Genomic DNA, 18,489 nt, shown 5'->3' with positions numbered 1-18,489 from the left:
GCTACTGGCCTCCTGTTGCGGGCGGGGCGGATGTGGGGCTGAGACGGGCCGCGTTCGCTTCGAGCCATGGCTCGAGCCAGGCGGTATGGAAGCGCGCCGCCTGCACGTCGGCATCCTGCGCGAGCGCCTGATGCAGCGGCTTGGTCGTGAGCACGCCCTCGACGGTCAGCTCGCCGAGCGCACGGGCAAGCCTGCGGATCGCGCTCGGGCGGTCCTCGTCATGCACGATCAGCTTGCCGAGCAGGCTGTCGTAGAATGGCGGGATCGTGTAGCCGGGATAGAGCATGCTGTCGAAGCGCACGCCATTGCCGCCGGGAATGCCGAGGGCGGTTACGGTGCCGGGATTGGGCGCGAAGCCTTTCGCCGGGTCCTCGGCATTGATGCGGACCTCGATCGAATGGCCGCTGAGTTTGACGTCGTCCTGCCGGATGCGCAGCCGCTCGCCGCCGGCGATGCGGATCATCTCGCGCACCAGGTCGATGCCGGTCACCATCTCCGTGACGGGGTGCTCGACCTGGATCCGGGTGTTCATCTCCAGGAAGTAGAAATCGCCACTGCGATCGTCATACAGATATTCCAGCGTACCGGCGCCGCGATAGTGCACCGCCTTGGCGAGCGCGACGGCCGAGGCGCACAGCTTCTCGCGCACCGCGGGCGTCAGGGACGGCGAGGGCGCTTCCTCCCAGACCTTCTGGCGGCGGCGCTGCAGCGAGCATTCGCGCTCGAAGCAGTGGATGACGTCGTGACCGTCGCCGAGCACCTGCACCTCGATGTGGCGGGCGCCCTCGATCAGCTTCTCGACATACAGGCCGCCATCGCCGAACGCGGCGAGCGCCTCGGCCTGGGCCTGCGGCATCAGATGGGCGAACTCTTCGGCCGAGCGCGCGACGCGGATGCCGCGGCCGCCACCGCCGGCGGCTGCCTTGATCATCACCGGAAAGCCGGTCTGCTCGACCAGCGCGAAGGCGGCGTCGACACCGTCCAGCCGGCCGTTGCTGCCGGGAACCGTCGGTACGCCGGCCGCGGCGGCTTCCGCGCGCGCCGCCACCTTGTCGCCCATCAGGCGGATGGAATGCGCCGTCGGGCCGACGAAGATCAGGCCCGCAGCCTCGACCGCGCCCGCAAACTCCGCGTTCTCCGCCAGAAAGCCGTAGCCGGGATGGATGGCGTTCGCGCCGGTCGACCTGGCGGCGTCGAGAATGGCCTCCTGCTTGAGATAGGACTTCGACGCCTGCGCCGGGCCGATCTCGACGCCTTCGTCGGCAAGCCGCACGGCGAGCGACTCCGCGTCGGCCTTGCTATAGACCTGCACGGTCGGGATGCCGAGCTCGCGGGCCGCACGAATGATGCGGACCGCGATCTCGCCGCGATTGGCAATGAGGAGCTTCTTGATGGTCATGGAATCCGGTGCGCCTCAGACCTCGATCTCGGCGATCGGTTGACCGGCCATGACGGCATCCTCGTTGTCGGCGAGGAAGCGCACGATCTTGCCGGCCGCACCGGCCTTCACCTCGTTGAACGACTTCATGACCTCGATCAGCCCGATCGTGTCGTTCTCCGCGACGGTGTCGCCGTCGTCCTTGTAGACCGGCTGGTCGGGGGCGGGCTTGCGGTAGAAGATGCCGGGCAGCGGCGAAAAGATCTGCTGGATGGCCATGAGGTCCTCGTGAATGATGGTCTTGCGGTCGCGTCAGCGCGCCGGCAGATAGGAATGAGCCGCCTTGCGCACGGCCTGCGTGATCTCGACGGCGTTCGGCGTGTCGGAATGCACGCAGATGGAATCGGCGCCGGTCGGGACGTCGTTGCCGGCGACCGTCCGGGTGATCCCGTCGGTGATGGCGCGCAGACAGCGCGATGCCGCCTCGGTCGCGTCCTTGGCGTCGTGCTCGCGGGTGACGATCAGCGAGCCGTCCGGATTGTAGTCGAGATCGGCGTAAAATTCAGCGACGAAGGTGTGGCCGCGGCGCGGGTAGATGGTCTCGTGCAGGGTGCCCTTCATGCCGAACAGCGGCACCTTGTAGACGTCGGCGGCGTCGGCGACGGCTTCGGCGATCTCCTCGATCCGCGAGGCCATGCCGTACAGGGAGCCGTGCGGCTTGATGTGGTTGAGCGGCAGGCCCTCCGCGTCCAGGAACGCCTTGAGCGCGCCGATCTGGTACAGGATGCAGTTTGTCATCTCCTCGCGGCCGATCTTCATCTCGCGCCGTCCGAAACCCTGCAGGTCGGGCAGCGACGGATGGGCGCCGACCTTGACGCCGTGCTGCTTGGCGAGACGGACAGTCCTGCGCATGTGATTGAAATCCGAGCCATGGAAGCCGCAGGCGACATTGGCAACGTCGATGAGCGGCATCAGGCGCTCATCATCTCCGAGCTTGTAGATGCTGAAGGCTTCGCCCATGTCGCAATTGATGGTGACCATGGCCCCTTCGTCCTCCCGGTATTCGGCTTGCTGAGTTTTGTGGAGAGTGGCCGCCGCAACAGGTGGTCGCGGCGGCCGTCTGGATTACTTCGAGACGAGATAATCGACCGGAATCTTGGCGGAGATCGTCCACTCGTCGACCACCTTCGGCTTGCCGTTGTCGGTGCCGATGATGAGATAGCGACCCTGGTTCTGGTGGTGCAGCTCCTTGGTGAAGGTACGCGGCCCGAACAGAGTGGGTTCGTTGGTCATCTTTTCGAGCTCGGCGACCACCTTTTCAGCATCCGTCGTCTTGGCGCGCTCGACCGCCTTGGCCCAGACGTCGATCATGACATAGCCGGGATAGACGTACTGGCTGGACGGATCGCCGCCGGTGCTCTCCTTGTACTTCTTGTTGAACTCGTTGACCTTCGGATTGGGATCGTCGCCGTAGATCGAGCCCTGCACCGGGACGTAGAAGTTCGACAGGTCGGGAATGGCGTTCAGCCAGTAGCTGCCGTCCATGCTGGAGCCGTTGAGGATCATCGACTTGATGCCTGCGGCGCGGATCTGCTTCACGGCCGAGACCGCGCCCGGCATCATCGTGCAGAGCATGATGGCGTCGGGTTCCTTCGGCAGGTTCTTGATGCGCGTGATCTGGGAGGCGATCGAGGCGTCGTCGTTCTTGAAGGTGTCGCTGCCGACGAGCTTGGCCTCTTTCAGATTCGGCATCTGCCAGTCGAAGCCGTCACAGATGCCTTTGTTGTAGACGGTCCAGCTGTCGAGCAGCCGGTAGAAGGTGCGGGCGCCCTTCTTGTTGTAGGCCCATTCGGACATGCTGGCGCCCTGCACGGCGGCAAGCACCGAGGCCGAGAAGGAGAACGGGCCGACGCCCTGGATGCCGGCCTTGACCGATTCGGCGCACAGGAAGAACGAGACCTTGCCGGCGGCCTGAGCCTGCAGCGCGGCCGGCGCGCCGAAATCGTAGTCGCAGGAGACCACCACGAGGTCCGCGCCCTGGTCGAGTACGGCGAGGCCAGCCTTGGCGCCTTCGGCCTGGTCGGTCTTGGTGTCCGCGGTCACGACCTTGATCTTCTTGCCGAGCAGGCCGCCGGCTTTGTTGATCTCGTCGATGCGGATCATCGCCGCATCCTGCGCCGGCTTGTCATAGGCCTGCATGAAGCCGGACGCCGCGGTCGCAAACCCGACGACGATTTCGTTGGCCGCCTGGGACGGCGTGCACCACAGCGCGACCAATCCGGCGAGCCCCCCCGCCAACTTCGTGATACGCATCAGACTTTCTCCTCGGTTCACAGGCTTCGGTGTCAGTTCGACTCTTCGAGAGCAGGCTGGGCCGGACTTGGGACGACCTGTCGTTTCCGCCAGCTCGGCCAGGATAGTTCGCGGTTGCGCGTCAGGCCGCTCGGCAGATAGATCAGGATGACGATGGTGATGACGCCGATCGCGACCTCCTGAAAGCCGTTCGGCAGACCGAGCGTCAGGCCATCGAGGCTGACGCCCTTCTCGAGGTTGCGGAACAGTTCGATCAGCACGGATATCGCGACCACGCCGATCACCGCGCCGCTGAGGCTGTACATGCCGCCAACGACGAGCATCGACAGCGTGACGAAGGTGGTCCGCAGATAGAACGCGCCGGGATTGACGATGCTGAGGAAGTGCGCATAGAGCGCGCCGGCCAGCCCGATGATGAAGGCGGAGACGACGAAGGCGACCAGCCGCTCGCGCACGATGTCGATGCCCGAGGCGTTGGCGGCCACCGCCTCGTCGCGGGTCGCGCGCAGCGCAAGGCCGGAACGGGAGATCGCATAGAGATAGGCGATCGCGATCGCGACGGCGGCGCCGAGCCAGCCGTTCCAGACGGTCATCGTCGGCGGGATGCCTACCACCGAGCCCTGGCCGCCGGTGACCGAGTCCCAGTTCGAATAGACGTTGTTGACAACGCCGAGCAGACCAAAGGTCGCGATCGACGCCGCGATGCCGGACAGCCGCATGATGATGCGGCCGACGATCAGTGCGATCACGGCCACGAAGAAGCCAGATAGAGGCGTGGCGATCCACATCGGCAACTTGGTCTGCAGCAGCCAGACCGGCAGGCCCTTCAGCGTCATCGACTTCATCATCGGCGGGATGGTCAGCCACGCGGTCATGTAGGCGCCGAGGCACATGAAGCTGATATGACCGAACGACAGCAGGCCGGAATTGCCGATGAAGACGTAGAGGCCGACGACCACCATGATGTTGATGAACATCTCGACCACGGTGCGGTTGAAGCCACGGCTGCCGAACTGCCAGGTCAGGGCGGCGATGACGAGCAGCAGCACGGTGAGGATGAGCGGCGTCGCGATGGTCCGCCAGAGCACCGAAGGTCGGTTCGACATGATCAGACCCTCTGCTTGGCGGATTTGGGCGCGAACAGGCCCTGCGGGCGCACCAGCAGGACGATGATGACGGCGCCATAGACGAAGGAGTCGCGGAACACGCGGGCCTCGTTCGGCAGCGTGGCCTGGAACACGACGCTGGCCGCGCCGATCAGGAAGCCGGCCGCCACGGCGCCGGGCACGCTGCCGAGCCCGCCGATCACGGTCGCGATGAACGCGATCAGCATCACGTTCGCGCCCATGTTGATGTCGGCGGTCCCCGAATTGGTGGCGAGGATCAGCCCGATCGCCGCCGCCAGCATGCCGGAGATGGCGAAGGCGAACAGGATGACGGCGTTGGCGCGCACGCCGAGCATCCGCGCCATGGTGAAGTTCTCGGCCGCCGCGCGCATCTCCAGGCCGTAGCGGGTGCGCTTGAGGAACAAGGTCAGCGCGGCCAGCACGACCAGCGTGATGACGATGGTGACCACCTGCAGCATCGGGATGCGGGCGCCGAGGATATCGACCGGCAGGCCGAGCGTCGGCCACAGCGTGATCGACTTCGGACGGCTCGAGAACAGCATCAACAGGAAATTGCGCATCGCAAAGCCGAGCGCAAAGGAGGCGATCATCATCGTCGCCGGGTTTGCGTTGCGAAAGCGCCGGAACACGATGATCTCGGACAGCACCGAGAGCCCGGCGCCGACGAGCAGCAGGAGCGGCACCAGCAGCCAGGACGGCAGATTGCCGGCGAACACGATGGCGGCGGCATTGGTCGACGGCCACAGCATGGCAAAGACGCAGAAGGCGATGAAATCGCCGTGGGCGAAGTTGACCAGCCGCATCACGCCGAAGATGAGCGCGATCCCCAGCGCTCCCAGCGCATAGAGGCTGCCAAGGCTGAGCGCATCGAAGACGATCTGCAGCAGTCCTGTCATCTAATGGTCTCCGAACCCGAAATAGGCCTGCTTCAGGCGCTCGTCCTTGACCATCTCGCTGGCCGGTCCCTCCAGCACGATGCGGCCGCCGCGCATCAGGATCATCCGTCCTCCGGTCATCAAGGCGCGGGTCGAGCTCTGCTCGACGATCAGCAGGGTCAGCTTGCGCTGCGCGCGCAGCCGCATCAGGATCTCGTAGACCTGGTCGATGATCTTCGGCGCGAGGCCAAGCGACGGCTCGTCGATCGCGATCAGGCGCGGCGAGGTCATCAGCGCGCGCCCGATCACCAGCATCTGCTGTTGGCCGCCGGACAACATGCCGGCGACCGCGTGACGGCGTTCGGCAAGGATGGGGAACTCGCGGTAGACCTGCTCGAGGTCCGCTGCGACGCTGTGCTTGTCGGCCCGCATGCCGGCGCCGACCTTGAGATTTTCCTCGATGGTCAGCGCGCCGAACACGTGGCGGCCCTCGGGGACCATCGAGAAGCCGCTGCGCGCGATCTGCTCCGGCGCTGCGGCCGTGATCTCGCTGCCGTCGAGCATGATGCGGCCGGATACCGGCGGCACGACGCCGGCGATCGCATTCAGCAGCGTCGACTTGCCGGCGCCGTTGGGTCCGGTGACGAACAGGATCTCGCCTTCTGCGATGGCGAGGCTGACGCCGCGCAGCGCCGTCAGTCGGCCATAGCGGACGGTGAGGTCGTCGACGGCGAGCAGCGTCATCAGGCGGCGGCTCCGTCGGCGGCGAGCGCAGGAATGAGCTCGTCGTGCTGCGTTCCCATATAGGCATGGCGGACCGCGTCGCTGTCGCGGATCTGCTGCGGCGGTCCAACCTCGATGATCTCGCCGGAATCGAGCACGAAGACGCGCTCGCACAATTCCAGCACGAGCCCGATATTGTGCTCGATCAGCAGCACGCCAATGCCGAGTTCAGTCGCGATGCGCCGGATGATCGTCGCGAGTTCGTGGCTTTCCTGCTCCGACATGCCGGCGGCGGGCTCGTCCAGCAGCAGATAGCGCGGCGTGCACATGATGGCGCGGCCGATGGCGACGCGGCGTTCATCGGTATAGGGCAGGGTGCCTGCGATTGTACCGCCGAGATGCGCAATGCCCAGCCATTCCATCACGCGCTCGGCCTCGGCGATCGCGTGGCGGCGGCTGTGACCGAGGCCAACGCCGGTCACTTCGAGATTGTCGACGACGGTCAGCTCACGAAACAGTCGGCCTGACTGAAATGTGCGCGCCACGCCCATACGGCGCAACTTGTGAGCCGCGATACCGTTGATTGTCTGCTGTTCGAGTTCGATGGTGCCGGAGCCGACCTGCTGAAAGCCCGTCAAGACGTTGATCAGCGTGGTCTTTCCAGCGCCGTTCGGTCCGATCAGTCCGGTGATACGCCCGCGTGGCACCGTGAGCGAGACGTTGGAGAGAGCTTTCAGTCCGTCGAATTGTACGCTGATATCTTGAGCAACCAGACCCAACTCAGCCGAAGCCATCGTGACGCCTCTAATACCGCGAGCAGATCGCTTGATTTCCGCATCGTGCACAGCAATTGTAAAACTCGAAAAAATGTTCGCTGGTATCGGAAATTTTGATGCCTCTGACCTTTCGTCAGGTCCGGCACTTCATCGCAACGGCTGAGACCGGCAAGCTCTCGGCAGCTGCCGCGACGCTCAATGTGACGCAGTCGGCGGTGACCGCGTCGATCAAGTCGCTCGAAACCGAGCTCGGCAAGAAGCTGTTCGAGCGACATTCGAACGGCGTCACGCTGACGGTCGATGGCCAGCAATTTCTGGAGCGAGCCCGGGTGATCGAGGCGAGCGTCGCCGATGCGCTGCGCGGCCCGCATCGCTGGGGAACGCAGGTCGACGGAACGGTCGACGTTGCCGTCAGCTACACGGTCGCCGGATATTTCATGCCGGCCCTGCTGTCACGGTTCTGGCGCGCATTCCCGGGCATCACCGTGCGGCTCCACGAATACGAGCGCGATGCGATCGAGTTCAGCCTGGTCAAGGGACGGGTGGATGTCGCGGTGATGTTGGTGTCGAACCTGCACGACCGCAGCGCGATCCGCTCGCGGCTGCTGATGCGCTCGCCGCGCCGGCTATGGACCTGCGCCAACCACCCGCTGCTGCGCCAGCCCAGCGTCCGCCTGGCCGATCTCGCCGCGCAACCCTATCTGATGCTGACCGTCGACGAGGCCGAGCGCTCGGCGATGCGATACTGGCAGTGTACTCCGCACGTCCCGAACGTGATCTTTCGGACGCTATCCACGGAAGCGGTGCGGAGCATGGTGGCGACGGGCATGGGTATCACCATCCTGTCCGACATGGTGTACCGGCCGTGGTCGCTCGAAGGACACCGCATCGATCTCAAGACGCTCGATGACGACATCCACACCATGGATGTCGGCCTGGCCTGGAAGAGCGGCGCGCCGCTGTCGCCGGCGGCGCGCGCCTTCTGCGAATTCGTCGCGCTGGCCTATCCGGGATCCGAGCCGGACCGTTTCGACTAGGTCCACGAACGGCGGCCAGAGCAGACTCATCGCGTCGATCCGTGCGGCGCCGCGTACGGTGAACGATCCGTCGAAGCTGTTGGCGGGTACGGTTTCAGGAATATCGAGCATCCCCGCGGCAACGCGGCGGTCGGCGCGGCGGCGATCGCGCCCGGCTGCCGATGCGACTACGACATCGCAGTCCGACAATTGTTCTACTGTGGAGGAAAATTGGCCGGAATTGGCGTAAATGGCCGGTGATCGGCTTTCTCTGGTATAGTTCGAAATGACTGAAAACTCAAATAAGGCAGAAAAATCAGAAGCTTGCCGCTTCTCCGTGGCGCCGATGATGGATTGGACCGACAGGCATTGCCGGGTGTTCCATCGGCTGCTGTCGCGCCGGGCGTTGCTCTATACCGAGATGGTCACGACCGGAGCGGTGATCCACGGTGATCGCCAGCGGCTGCTCGGCTTCGATGCCAGTGAGCATCCGGTCGCGCTGCAGCTCGGCGGCTCGGATCCGGCCGATCTCGCCACCTCGGCCAGGATCGGTGAGGATTTCGGCTATGACGAGATCAACCTCAACGTCGGCTGCCCGTCGGACCGGGTGAAGGACGGCCGCTTCGGCGCCTGCCTGATGGCGGAGCCTGTGCTCGTTGCGGACTGCGTCGCGGCGATGAAGCGCGTGGTGAAGATCCCCGTGACGGTGAAATGCCGCATCGGCATCGACGACCAGGATCCGGAGATCGCGCTCGATGCACTGGCGTTTGCGGTCGTCGAGAGCGGCGCCGACGCGCTGATCGTGCATGCGCGCAAGGCCTGGCTCAACGGCCTGTCGCCGAAGGAGAACCGCGACGTTCCGCCGCTCGACTATGACCGGGTGTATCGGCTGAAGGCCAAGCTGCCGCACGTGCCGATCATCATCAATGGCGGCATCGCCAGCATCGATGCGGCACGACGGCATCTCGCGCATGTCGACGGCGTGATGCTGGGACGCGCAGCCTATCAGGAGCCGTGGCGGCTGCTCGACGTCGATCCCGTGCTGTTCGGCGAGGCTGCGCCGCATCGGACCATGAAAGACGCGCTGGCAGCGCTCGAGCCTTACATCGCGCGCCAGCTCGGGCAGGGCTCGCGGCTGCACGCCATCACGCGGCATCTCGTCGGCGCCTATCACGGCGTGCCCGGCGCGCGCGCCTTCCGCCGCCATCTCGCCGAGCGCGGGGGCAAGCCCGATGCCGGCATCGCGGTGCTGCGCGAGGCGGTCGCGATGGTCGAGGAGCGCGCGCCGGCTGCCGCGCTCGCCTGAACGGCTCAGCCCGGCGGGAGCAACTCCGCCACGGCCTGCCGCGCGATCGCGTTCTCGTCCGGCAGGCCGATCGAAATGCGCAGCCAAGTGTCGAAATGCGGCTGGGCCCGACCGATGATGATGCCGCGCGCCGCCAACACGGCCGCAGCCTCCGCATGCGGACGGCCGGCATCGAAGAACACGAAATTCGCCTGCGACGCGCTGAAGCGGCGCTTCCGCTCGCGCAGCAGCGCATGCCAGGCCTCGCGCTCGGCCGCGACCTTGGTGCGGACCGAGCCCACGTAGTCGCGATCGCGCAGGCTCGCCGTCGCGGCGACGAGGCTGAGCCGGCTGAGCCCGAAGAAGGCGCCGATGCCCATCTGCTTCAGCGAGGCCGCGAGCGGCTTCGGCGCCAGCGTGTAGCCGATCGCGAGACTTGCGAGCCCGTAGATCTTGGAGAACGTCCGGAACACCGCGACGTTGGCGCCCTCGCGGACCAGCGGCGCGACGGTGCGCGCGGCGAAATCCGGCAGGAATTCGAGATAGGCTTCGTCGACGATGACCAGCGTGCGCGCCGACAATTCGCGGACCGCCTCGCTGAAGCGCGTGGCGTCGCTCACCGTGCCCGAGGGATTGTGCGGATTGACCAGATAGACCGCGCGCGTCGTGCCGTCGATGGCCGCCGCAATCGCGGGAAGGTCGTTCTCGAGCGCCGCATTCAGCGGCACGCTGATCACGCGGCCGCCCGCCGGCGCCACCGCATCGACCAGCGCCGTGTAGCCCGGCTCGGAATAGACGAACGTACCGCCGGGCCCGCCATGCGCGGAGAGATGGAGCCCGAGCACGTTGAGATTCTCGCCGAGCACGATCTGATCGGAGGCAATGTCTTCGCGGGCGGCGATCGCCGCCGTGAGATCGTCGACCTCGCGTCCGGTGTAGCGGGCGAGGCCGGCGAGATCGGCCTTGATGGCTTCGATCGCCGCAGGCGAGGGCCCGAACGGGTTCTCGTTGAGGGCGAGGCGGATCGGTGGCGAGGGTGGGGCGTCGGACATCGCGGGATAGGACCGGCTCAGGGTTGCGGCCCCGGCCAGCGACAGCCATGTGCGGCGATCGAGCAGGACCAAGGAGCGCTCCTCGCGGCTGGAAGAGGCGGATAGGAGATCATCCAGCCGCCAGCGGCGCGGGGCAAGTCGACATTTCCGGCGCGCCTTCAACTCGGGTTGATGCGGCCGGCGCTGATCGCCTCAGCTGCGGTCGGGATAGCCGTGCAGCATCAGCCGGTCGGAGCGCACCTCGAAGCGTTCGAGCCGATCGAGGAAGCTCATGCCGAGCAGGTTGGTCTTCATCTGGCCGGTCCGCACCACCAGCGCCGGCACCGAGCGCTCCACCAGCTTGCCGATCGCGAGCCGGTCCAGCGTCAGCCGCGCCGCCTTGGTATGGCCGCCGGCAGTCTCGACGTCGACGTCATATTCGAGCAGTTCGAGCGGCAGGCCCGCGGCCTTGGCAGTCTCGTAGGTCAGCACCACCGAGGTCGCGCCGGTGTCGACCACCATCGGTGCGGCGACGCCGTTGATCTTGGCGCGCAACGCAAACTCGCCGCCGCGCGTGCGTTCGATCTCGACCGCATTGGTCGGCGCACTCGCCTTGGCCCTGAAGGCCCGGCTGCGCAGCATCTCCGAGACGGTGTCGCTGGCCAGCGCGGCCTGCTCAGGATCCTTGTAGACGATCACGGCGCTCGCGGTGACCACCATGGTGACGAGCACCAAGACGACCTTGTTCATGCCCGGCCTCCGACGGATGCGGATGCGCTCAGCCGCGCTTGCGCGTCATCGCGGGCAGGCCGGCGTCGTGCATCCGCGTGGGCAGCCCGTCCATCAGCGCCAGCCGCTCGTCGCGCGACATGCGTCCCCAGCGCGCGATCTCCGGCAGCGTGCGGCCGCAGCCGAAGCACAGCTTCGTCTTCGGGTCGATCATGCAGACGGCGATGCACGGCGTATCCTGGCTCATCGTGCGAGTAGAAAAGGTTCTGCTCCGGCTTTGCAAGTGCCATCATCTCACAGTCCCGTTCCGGCATTCATGATGGGTTTGCGCAACAGCCGCCGCTTCTCCTGAACGGGCGCGGCGGCAAGATCAGGTTGCAGCGGCGGCGCTTCGTCCGACAGCGGCGCCAGCGCCGACATCACCCGCTCCGGCGGGAAGGTCACGATCACCTCGGTGCCGATGCGGACCTTGGATTTCAGCGTGAACGTGCCGCCATGCATCTCGATCAGGTTCTTGGCGATCGGCAGGCCGAGGCCTGCGCCCTGTTCCGCCGACTTGATCGAGTTCGAGCCCTGGCCGAACGAGGCGAGCACGATCGGGATCTCGTTCTCCGGAATGCCGGATCCGGTGTCCCTGACGCTGAGATATTGTCCGCCGGACGCCGTCCAGCCCGCCTTCAGCCAGATCTCGCCGCCCTGCGGCGTGAACTTGATCGCGTTGGAGAGCAGGTTGAGCACGACCTGGCGGATCGCGCGCTCGTCGGCCCACAGACGCGGCATGTTCTGTTCGAACACTTCGTGAATGGTGAGACCGCGGCTGGAGGCCCGCAGCTTGAGCAGATGATGGCAGTCGGCGATCACATGCACCAGCGCAACGGCTTCCTCGTTCAGCTCGTAGCGGCCGGCCTCGATGCGCGAGAGGTCGAGGATTTCGTTGATCAGGTTGAGCAGATGGACGCCGGAATTGTGGATGTCGGCGGAATATTCCTTGTAGACCGGCACCGCATGCCCGCCGAAGATCTCGCTCTTCATCACCTCGGAGAAGCCGAGTATGGCGTTCAGCGGCGTCCGCAGTTCGTGGCTCATCTGGGCGAGGAAACGCGACTTCGCAACGTTGGCGGCCTCGGCGCGGTAGCGCGCCTCGTCGGAGATCGCCTTGGCCTGCTCGAGCTCGCCGATCAGCGCGTCCTTTTCGGCGCGTGCCTCCAGGGTCGCGAGCGTCGTCGAGTGCAGTTGGTGCGCAAGCAGCACGAAATAGCCCTCGGCGGCGACGGCAAATCCTGCGAGCAGGTAGTTGTCGAACGTGCCGGAGAGGGCGAGGCTGAGCGTGATCGCGACCGTCACCGGCGCGGTGACCGCGACCGCCGCGATGGGCAGGTTGGCGGCGAGCATGCTGGAGACGGCGATCACCAGCAGCATCAGGAACATCATCAGCGTGCCCGACACCTCCGCCAGCGCGGGATGGATCAGGATCGCCATCCAGCACACGCCGTAGAGCAGGTCGAGCAGCACGAAGCGCGTGCGCCAGCGCCGCGTCGCCGCCAGCGACGGCTGGTCGGCCAGGAAGTTCAGGCAGTTGCGGACGATGGCGGCGTGGATGCAGAGCACGCCGAGCGTCCAGGCGCCGGCTGCAATGGCATGCAGCCAGACGCTGAGCATCAGGCCGGTCGCCACGACCAGCAAGATGACGATGTAGGACGCAGAGATGCGGGTCTGCGCGTATTGGCGCAGCAGTTCGCGATCGAAGGCCGGCCGCGTCCCCGATGTCGACGTCAGCCGGTCGCGCGCCTCGCGCACCCGCTGCTGCGCGGCCCGGCGCTGACTTGCCGGTGCAAGCGCCGGCGCATCGACCGGAAGCTCGACGACCTCGGGCTTTTCAGCGGGGTTACTCATCAAACACACAAATTCCTGCCCGGGGCGCGCGGGCTGCTTTCTGCATTGTGTATAACTGGCCCCAAATCCTTAAGACGGATTATAGACAACCAAAAATTTGCGTTAACCGCGCGTTAAATTAACCTTTGTGGCGCGGCGCGGGGCCGAGCGCGCGCAGCCGTCGCCAGCCGATCACCATGCCTGTGATGCTGAAAGCCAGGCCGAATGCGCACAGGCCGACGATGATCAGCGTGCGCAGCGTCGCATGGGCGAGCAGGATCGGGAAGTCGAGCGTGTGCAGCGCCTGATAGAGCCAGCGATAGGCGCGCCGGGATGGATCGAGTTTTTCGAGCGCGGCGCCCGAGGCGGCATCGAAATGATACCAGTCGTCGCCGCAGACCGTGCGATAGACCGGCGCCCCCGGCACGTCGGAGGCAAAGGGATAGTCGTCGCCGGACTCGACCTCGACGGCTCGCGCGCAATCGCTGCGAAGCCGGAGGGTCACGGCATTGACGTCGGCCGGCTGCAGGAAGCGTCCGAGGATCTTTGGCGCAGCACCGTCGAGCACCGATATCTGCTGCTGGATCAGCCCCCGCCGGCCGCGCTGATGGATGCGGCCGCCGAAGGCGAACCATTCGATCTCGCGGACCTCGCCATGCGTGGCGGCGAGCGCGGAGGTGCCGAGCATACTCCAGTCCGGCGCGCCGATCAGCACCGCCTGTTCGGAGGTCGTGAGATGGCCGGTCGCAAACAGCCGGCCATGGTCCATCGACAGCCAGCCGCTGACGATCCAGTTCAATACGAACGACGTGCAGACGAGGCCGGCCCAGTGATGCCAACGGTGCCAGCCGCGGTAGCGCGAGGACAGCCGCCGCTTGTTGGCGATCCGCAGTCTGACGGGGCCGAGCAGGGCGCCCGTCACGGCCGCAACGACGGCCGCGAGCGACAGCCACCACACCGAGACGTTCCAGGCGCCCCAGTCCTTGCGCAGGATGGTCGGATAGATCCAGTGCACGACACTGCCGGCGTAGTTCCAGCCGCGCTCGAAACGGGTCGTGTCCAGCACGACCTCGCCGGTCCGGGAGGAGACGTAGAGCTCGGTGCCATCACCATCGTTCAGCGCGATCCGGAACAGCGGGCGATGCGGATCGAAGCGGTTGGGGACGGTCCATTGATCGTAGCCGTCGAGCGCGGCGGCCGCAGCGCCATTGCCGCCGATCCCGCGGCGCTGGGCGTTGACGCGTGCGATCGATAGAGCAAGCTCCGCGTCAGTCACGTCGGCTGCGGCAAGCGTGTCGGCATGTACGGCGACGCTCAGATCGGCGTCCGTGATCACGTAGACGGGGCCGTCCACCCGTTGCAACAGCCGGATGCGGCCGGGGTGGTCGATGCCGACGGCGGCCAGCGCCTCCGCGGGGCTGCGCAGCCCGGCGGCGAGGTCGAGCGGCGCCAGCCGGGCGAAGCGCTCGCTCTCCGTCTGCGCGGGGAACGGCACGTAGTGCATCACGATTCCGGTCGCGAACCACAGCACGAACAGCGGACCGAGCGGGATGCTCAACCAGCGATGCGCGAGGATCAGCGCCCGGATCATCTGTCCTCAGAACTTGAACGAGGCTTCGACCTCGTAGGTGCGGGGCGCGCCGAGAAAGATCTGGTCGGGGTAGAACGGGTCGTTCCAGGCCGCGTAGCGCTTGTCGGTGACGTTGCGGACGCGGAAGGTCAGCCGCGTGCTGGTCGCTGTGGCGAACAGCGGCACCTTCGGCAGATCGATGAAGGCGAACAGGTCCGCGGTGGTGTAGGCGTTCAGCTTTACGGTGTTGGCATCGGTACTCCAGCGGTCGCCGACATGGCGCACCGAGAAGCCGAGCTCGACCGGCCACCAGCCGGGATTGAGGAAGCGGTAGGAGCCGCCGCCATTGACGATGACAGCCGGGATGTTGGGCGGCGTGTTGCCGGAGAACGAGCCGCTGCCGTCTGCGAGGTCGTAGTCGGCGTAGCGTGCGCGGACATAGGCGACATTGCCCCAGAGCTTGCTCTCCGGCGTCGGCCGCACCGCAGCCGCGACCTCGATGCCTTGCGACTTGACCTTGCCGGCGAGGTTGAGCTGCTGGCCGGCCTGTGCGCTGTAGACATTGTTGCGTTCGATGTCGAAAGCCGAGAAGGTCCATTCGGCGCGGCCGTTCCAGAACAACTGCTTGACCCCGGTCTCAACGCTGCGGGAGTCCGATAGTGCGAGATTTTGCGTCGGGCTGAGCAGGAAGATGCTGTCCGCCGAAATGTCCGCGGCGGTCGCGTACTGGCTGTAGAACGTGGTGCCGGGCAGCGCCTCCCACGTATAGCCGATGCGCCCCGTGACCGGCTGCCAGCTTTTCGAATAGGGGAAACCGCTCTTGACGATGCCGTTCTTGTCGATGGAGTTGCGGTCGAGCGTGAACGGGTTGTAGCGCAGGCCGCCGACCAGCGCGAACGTATCCGTGAGCTTCAGCCGGTCTTCGAGGTTGAGCGCGACGCTGTCGATGGTGGCGCTCTGCAACTGCGTTCCGAGCTGGCCATAAACACCGCGATCGAAGCCGATCAGAGCGACCGAGTCGCCGGGAAAGTTCGCTGCGCCCGGCCGCGTGAAGTCGGTATGGAAACTCTCGACCGAGCCGACCAGGCGGTTGGCGAGACCGAAGATGCTGCCGTTCCAGGTGAGGTCGGTGGTGTTGCCGACCATGTTGTGGTTGTGGTGGACGAAGAACCGCTCGCGATCGACCAGGTTGGTGTTGGCATTGAACGCCGAGACCTCGTTGTTGTACCAGTCGCGGCTGGCGTTGTAGTTGTAAATCTGGCTCCGCAGCTTGACGGCGTTGTTCAGGTCCCATTCGAAGCCGCTGCGCACCCAGGATTCCTTGATGGTCTTGTGACCATCGACCACGTTGTAGTTGGTCGACAGCGTCCGTCCGTCGATGGTCACGGCGCCGAGATCGCTGCCATTGTAGGCCGACACCTTGGTGCCGGAGACGATGCCGCTCGTGGCGTTCGCGCCGCTGAACGTCGCCGGCACCAGCGGCGTGCCCTCATAGGGCCTGGCCTTGTAGTCCTTGAACTCGGCCGCGACGAAGGTCTTGAAGCTGTCGGACAGGCGGTCGTCGAACTGGCCGGAGACGTGGACGTTCTTGAAATCGGTGTCGTCGATGAAGCCGGTCTCCTTGGTCCGGCTGATGTCGAAGCGATAGTCGAGGCCCTTTATCGTGGTGCTGCCGCCCGAGCCGAAGCCGCTGCGGAAGCTGCCGCGCTGGTCGAAGCCGACAAACGCCTCGTTCTGGACGGGGCCCGTGTGCGGCGCCTTGGTGACGAAGTTGATGGTGCCGCCGACCGCGCCCTGGCCGGAGCTCAGCGAGGAGGGGCCTTTCAGAAACTCGACGCGGTCGAGGTTGAAGGTCTCCATCGTCAGCGCGGTGAAGCCGGTCGGCCCGATGTTGATGCCGTTGTAGAGCACGTTGACCTGGTTGCCCTGAAAGCCGCGCATCGCGAAGCCGACGTCGTTCGGCGCGTCGCCGGCGCTGACGCCGGTGGCGCCTTTCACCGTGTCGACGGTGGTGTGGTAGCCCTGTTCGCGCAGGGTGTCGGCGCCGACGACCTCGATCGCGGCCGGCACCTCGCGCGAGGTGAGACCAAGGCGGCTGCCGATTGCGGGCATGGCGTTGCCGTTGAGCGGCGTCGCCGCCGACATGTTGGTGGAGGGCACAGAGGGCCCGGTTGCCGGCGATGGCGCGGCTGCGCGTCGAGGCGCCGGCCGCGTGGTCCGGTTGGCCGCCCGCGTCGGCGATGGCGCCCGGCCGGCGGGCTGCCGCTGGCGCGGCGCATCCACCGTGACGTCCGGCAGCAGCGTGCCGGCGGCCGCCGCCCGGCCAGCGGGGGCGGAGGCCTGTTGCGCGTGGGCAGTCCCGGCCTGCCAGCCTGCCGCCAGCAGCCCCACCAGCGAGATCGAACCGCAGAAGTCCCGCACTCTCATTCCAATCCCCATCGCGGCAGGCCGCCCGTGCCGGCGCCCGCGCCTCCGTTCGTGATGATCAGGAAGAGAGCTAGTCCAAATCGGAGTATGTGTAATGTTATAACGTTACGATCAGCGTATTCCGATAAGGTGTGTCTCGATCCAGCAACACATGCGAACGATTAGCGATAGCAATGGGTATCAGCGAGTCGCGAGGCGTGCAATGACGCCCGAATGGGGGACTCGCGAGCAGCGGGCTGACGGGAGCAGCCTCGCGTCTGGGCGCAACGAACTCAGCGGCCGGACCGAAGGGGAGGGCGCGGGCTTGTCCCGCGTTGATGAGCCTGCCGCCGCTAGGGCCGAGCGACGGCAGGTCGGTGGTCGCGAGATCGGTGTTACTTCTCCAGCCGGGCCAAGAGGCTCGACGTGTCCCAGCGCTTGCCGCCGAGCTTCTCGACCTCGGAGTAGAACTGATCGACCAGCGCGGTCACCGGCAGATGAGCGCCGTTGCGGCGGGCCTCATTGAGGCAGATCGACAGGTCCTTGCGCATCCATTCCACTGCAAAACCAAAGTCATATTTGCCGTCGTTCATGGTCTTGTAGCGGTTCTCCATCTGCCAGGACTGCGCGGCGCCCTTGGAGATGGTTTCGATCACGGCCGAGACGTCGAGGCCCGACTTCTTCGCGAAATGGATGCCCTCGGACAGGCCCTGCACGAGGCCGGCGATGCAGATCTGGTTGACCATCTTCGTGAGCTGGCCGCTGCCGGCCGGTCCGAGCAGCTTGCACATCCGGGCGTAGGCGGCGATGACCGGCTCGGCGCCGGCATAGGCGGCCTCGGTGCCGCCGCACATCACGGTCAGCACGCCGTTCTCGGCGCCGGCCTGGCCGCCCGAGACGGGGGCGTCGATGAATTTGAAGCCGGCCTTGGTGGCTGCGGCATCGAGTTCACGTGCCACTTCAGCCGAGGCCGTGGTGTGGTCGACGAAGGTCGCGCCCTTGGCCATGCCAGCGAAGGCGCCGTCGGGACCGATCGTGACCGCGCGCAGATCGTTGTCGTTGCCGACGCAGCACATCACGAAGTCCTGGCCTTCGGCGGCCTGCTTCGGCGTGGCGGCAGTCTTGCCGCCGAATTTGTCGGCCCATTCCTTCGCCTTGGCCGCGGTGCGGTTGTAGACCGTGACCTCGTGGCCGCCCTTCTTCACGAGATGTCCCGCCATGGGGAAACCCATGACGCCGAGACCGATGAAAGCGACTTTCGCCATATGCGCTACCTTGACCTTGGGGTTCTGCCTGCGGCCTCGAAAAGGGCCGGGCCGTTCTTGACGGAAAACATCAGCAGCCGGCCAGGATTCCGGCGGTCCGCTGGACGCCGCACCATAGCCGCT

The 18,489-nt window shown here is 66.0% G+C and carries 17 protein-coding genes; 2 read left to right on the top strand and 15 right to left on the bottom strand.

Features of this window, described 5'->3' with window-relative positions:
* Position 1: 1 nt before the first annotated feature.
* The 8 genes from ACQR1B_RS12470 to ACQR1B_RS12435 form a co-directional block, all read right to left on the bottom strand.
* Complete coding sequence (locus ACQR1B_RS12470) at positions 2–1,399, bottom strand: acetyl-CoA carboxylase biotin carboxylase subunit (protein WP_434831815.1); 1,398 nt, start codon at positions 1,397–1,399, stop codon at positions 2–4.
* 15 nt (positions 1,400–1,414) lie between these two features.
* Positions 1,415–1,657, bottom strand: a complete 243-nt coding sequence (locus tag ACQR1B_RS12465; RefSeq protein ID WP_434831816.1) for an acetyl-CoA carboxylase — start codon at positions 1,655–1,657, stop codon at positions 1,415–1,417.
* A 33-nt stretch (positions 1,658–1,690) separates the two neighbouring features.
* On the bottom strand, positions 1,691–2,419 hold the full coding sequence (locus ACQR1B_RS12460; RefSeq protein WP_434831817.1) for a LamB/YcsF family protein: 729 nt from the start codon (positions 2,417–2,419) through the stop codon (positions 1,691–1,693).
* 84 nt (positions 2,420–2,503) lie between these two features.
* The gene (locus ACQR1B_RS12455) at positions 2,504–3,691 is read right to left on the bottom strand and encodes an ABC transporter substrate-binding protein (RefSeq protein WP_434831818.1); all 1,188 of its coding nucleotides are present in this window, start codon (positions 3,689–3,691) and stop codon (positions 2,504–2,506) included.
* Positions 3,692–3,723: 32 nt separating this feature from the next.
* Complete coding sequence (locus tag ACQR1B_RS12450; protein ID WP_434831819.1) at positions 3,724–4,797, bottom strand: branched-chain amino acid ABC transporter permease; 1,074 nt, start codon at positions 4,795–4,797, stop codon at positions 3,724–3,726.
* Between the two features lie 2 nt (positions 4,798–4,799).
* Entirely contained in the window at positions 4,800–5,714 is a 915-nt protein-coding gene (locus ACQR1B_RS12445; RefSeq protein WP_434831820.1) for a branched-chain amino acid ABC transporter permease, read from the bottom strand.
* The gene (locus tag ACQR1B_RS12440) at positions 5,715–6,437 is read right to left on the bottom strand and encodes an ABC transporter ATP-binding protein (RefSeq protein ID WP_434831821.1); all 723 of its coding nucleotides are present in this window, start codon (positions 6,435–6,437) and stop codon (positions 5,715–5,717) included.
* Complete coding sequence (locus ACQR1B_RS12435) at positions 6,437–7,210, bottom strand: ABC transporter ATP-binding protein (protein WP_434831822.1); 774 nt, start codon at positions 7,208–7,210, stop codon at positions 6,437–6,439. The genes ACQR1B_RS12440 and ACQR1B_RS12435 overlap by 1 nt, the downstream gene beginning before the upstream one ends.
* 98 nt (positions 7,211–7,308) lie before the next feature.
* On the opposite strand from ACQR1B_RS12435, the gene ACQR1B_RS12430 reads away from it, so the two are divergent.
* The gene (locus ACQR1B_RS12430) at positions 7,309–8,229 is read left to right on the top strand and encodes a LysR family transcriptional regulator (RefSeq protein WP_434831823.1); all 921 of its coding nucleotides are present in this window, start codon (positions 7,309–7,311) and stop codon (positions 8,227–8,229) included.
* A gap of 265 nt (positions 8,230–8,494) precedes the next feature.
* Positions 8,495–9,514 carry a tRNA dihydrouridine(20/20a) synthase DusA gene (gene dusA, locus ACQR1B_RS12425; RefSeq protein ID WP_434831824.1) on the top strand — a complete coding sequence of 340 codons (1,020 nt, stop codon included), beginning with the start codon at positions 8,495–8,497 and terminating at the stop codon, positions 9,512–9,514.
* A gap of 5 nt (positions 9,515–9,519) precedes the next feature.
* Here the strand turns inward: dusA and ACQR1B_RS12420 are convergent, their stop codons facing one another.
* The 7 genes from ACQR1B_RS12420 to ACQR1B_RS12390 form a co-directional block, all read right to left on the bottom strand.
* Entirely contained in the window at positions 9,520–10,617 is a 1,098-nt protein-coding gene (locus tag ACQR1B_RS12420; RefSeq protein WP_434831825.1) for a pyridoxal phosphate-dependent aminotransferase, read from the bottom strand.
* 120 nt (positions 10,618–10,737) lie between these two features.
* Positions 10,738–11,274: a TIGR02281 family clan AA aspartic protease gene (locus ACQR1B_RS12415; protein WP_434831826.1), complete on the bottom strand. Its 537-nt coding sequence runs from the start codon at positions 11,272–11,274 to the stop codon at positions 10,738–10,740.
* A 28-nt stretch (positions 11,275–11,302) separates the two neighbouring features.
* Positions 11,303–11,500: a DUF1289 domain-containing protein gene (locus ACQR1B_RS12410; protein WP_434831827.1), complete on the bottom strand. Its 198-nt coding sequence runs from the start codon at positions 11,498–11,500 to the stop codon at positions 11,303–11,305.
* A gap of 47 nt (positions 11,501–11,547) precedes the next feature.
* Entirely contained in the window at positions 11,548–13,146 is a 1,599-nt protein-coding gene (locus tag ACQR1B_RS12405) for a sensor histidine kinase (protein WP_434831828.1), read from the bottom strand.
* A gap of 118 nt (positions 13,147–13,264) precedes the next feature.
* Positions 13,265–14,716: a PepSY domain-containing protein gene (locus ACQR1B_RS12400; protein ID WP_434831829.1), complete on the bottom strand. Its 1,452-nt coding sequence runs from the start codon at positions 14,714–14,716 to the stop codon at positions 13,265–13,267.
* A gap of 6 nt (positions 14,717–14,722) precedes the next feature.
* The gene (locus tag ACQR1B_RS12395; RefSeq protein WP_434831830.1) at positions 14,723–17,122 is read right to left on the bottom strand and encodes a TonB-dependent receptor; all 2,400 of its coding nucleotides are present in this window, start codon (positions 17,120–17,122) and stop codon (positions 14,723–14,725) included.
* Positions 17,123–17,496: 374 nt separating this feature from the next.
* Positions 17,497–18,366 carry an NAD(P)-dependent oxidoreductase gene (locus ACQR1B_RS12390; protein ID WP_434831831.1) on the bottom strand — a complete coding sequence of 290 codons (870 nt, stop codon included), beginning with the start codon at positions 18,364–18,366 and terminating at the stop codon, positions 17,497–17,499.
* Between the last annotated feature and the right edge of the window lie 123 nt (positions 18,367–18,489).

Source organism: Bradyrhizobium oligotrophicum, assembly GCF_051168495.1.
In the GTDB taxonomy this organism is placed as follows: domain Bacteria; phylum Pseudomonadota; class Alphaproteobacteria; order Rhizobiales; family Xanthobacteraceae; genus Bradyrhizobium; species Bradyrhizobium oligotrophicum_A.
This window is presented reverse-complemented; position numbering and strand designations above follow the sequence as displayed.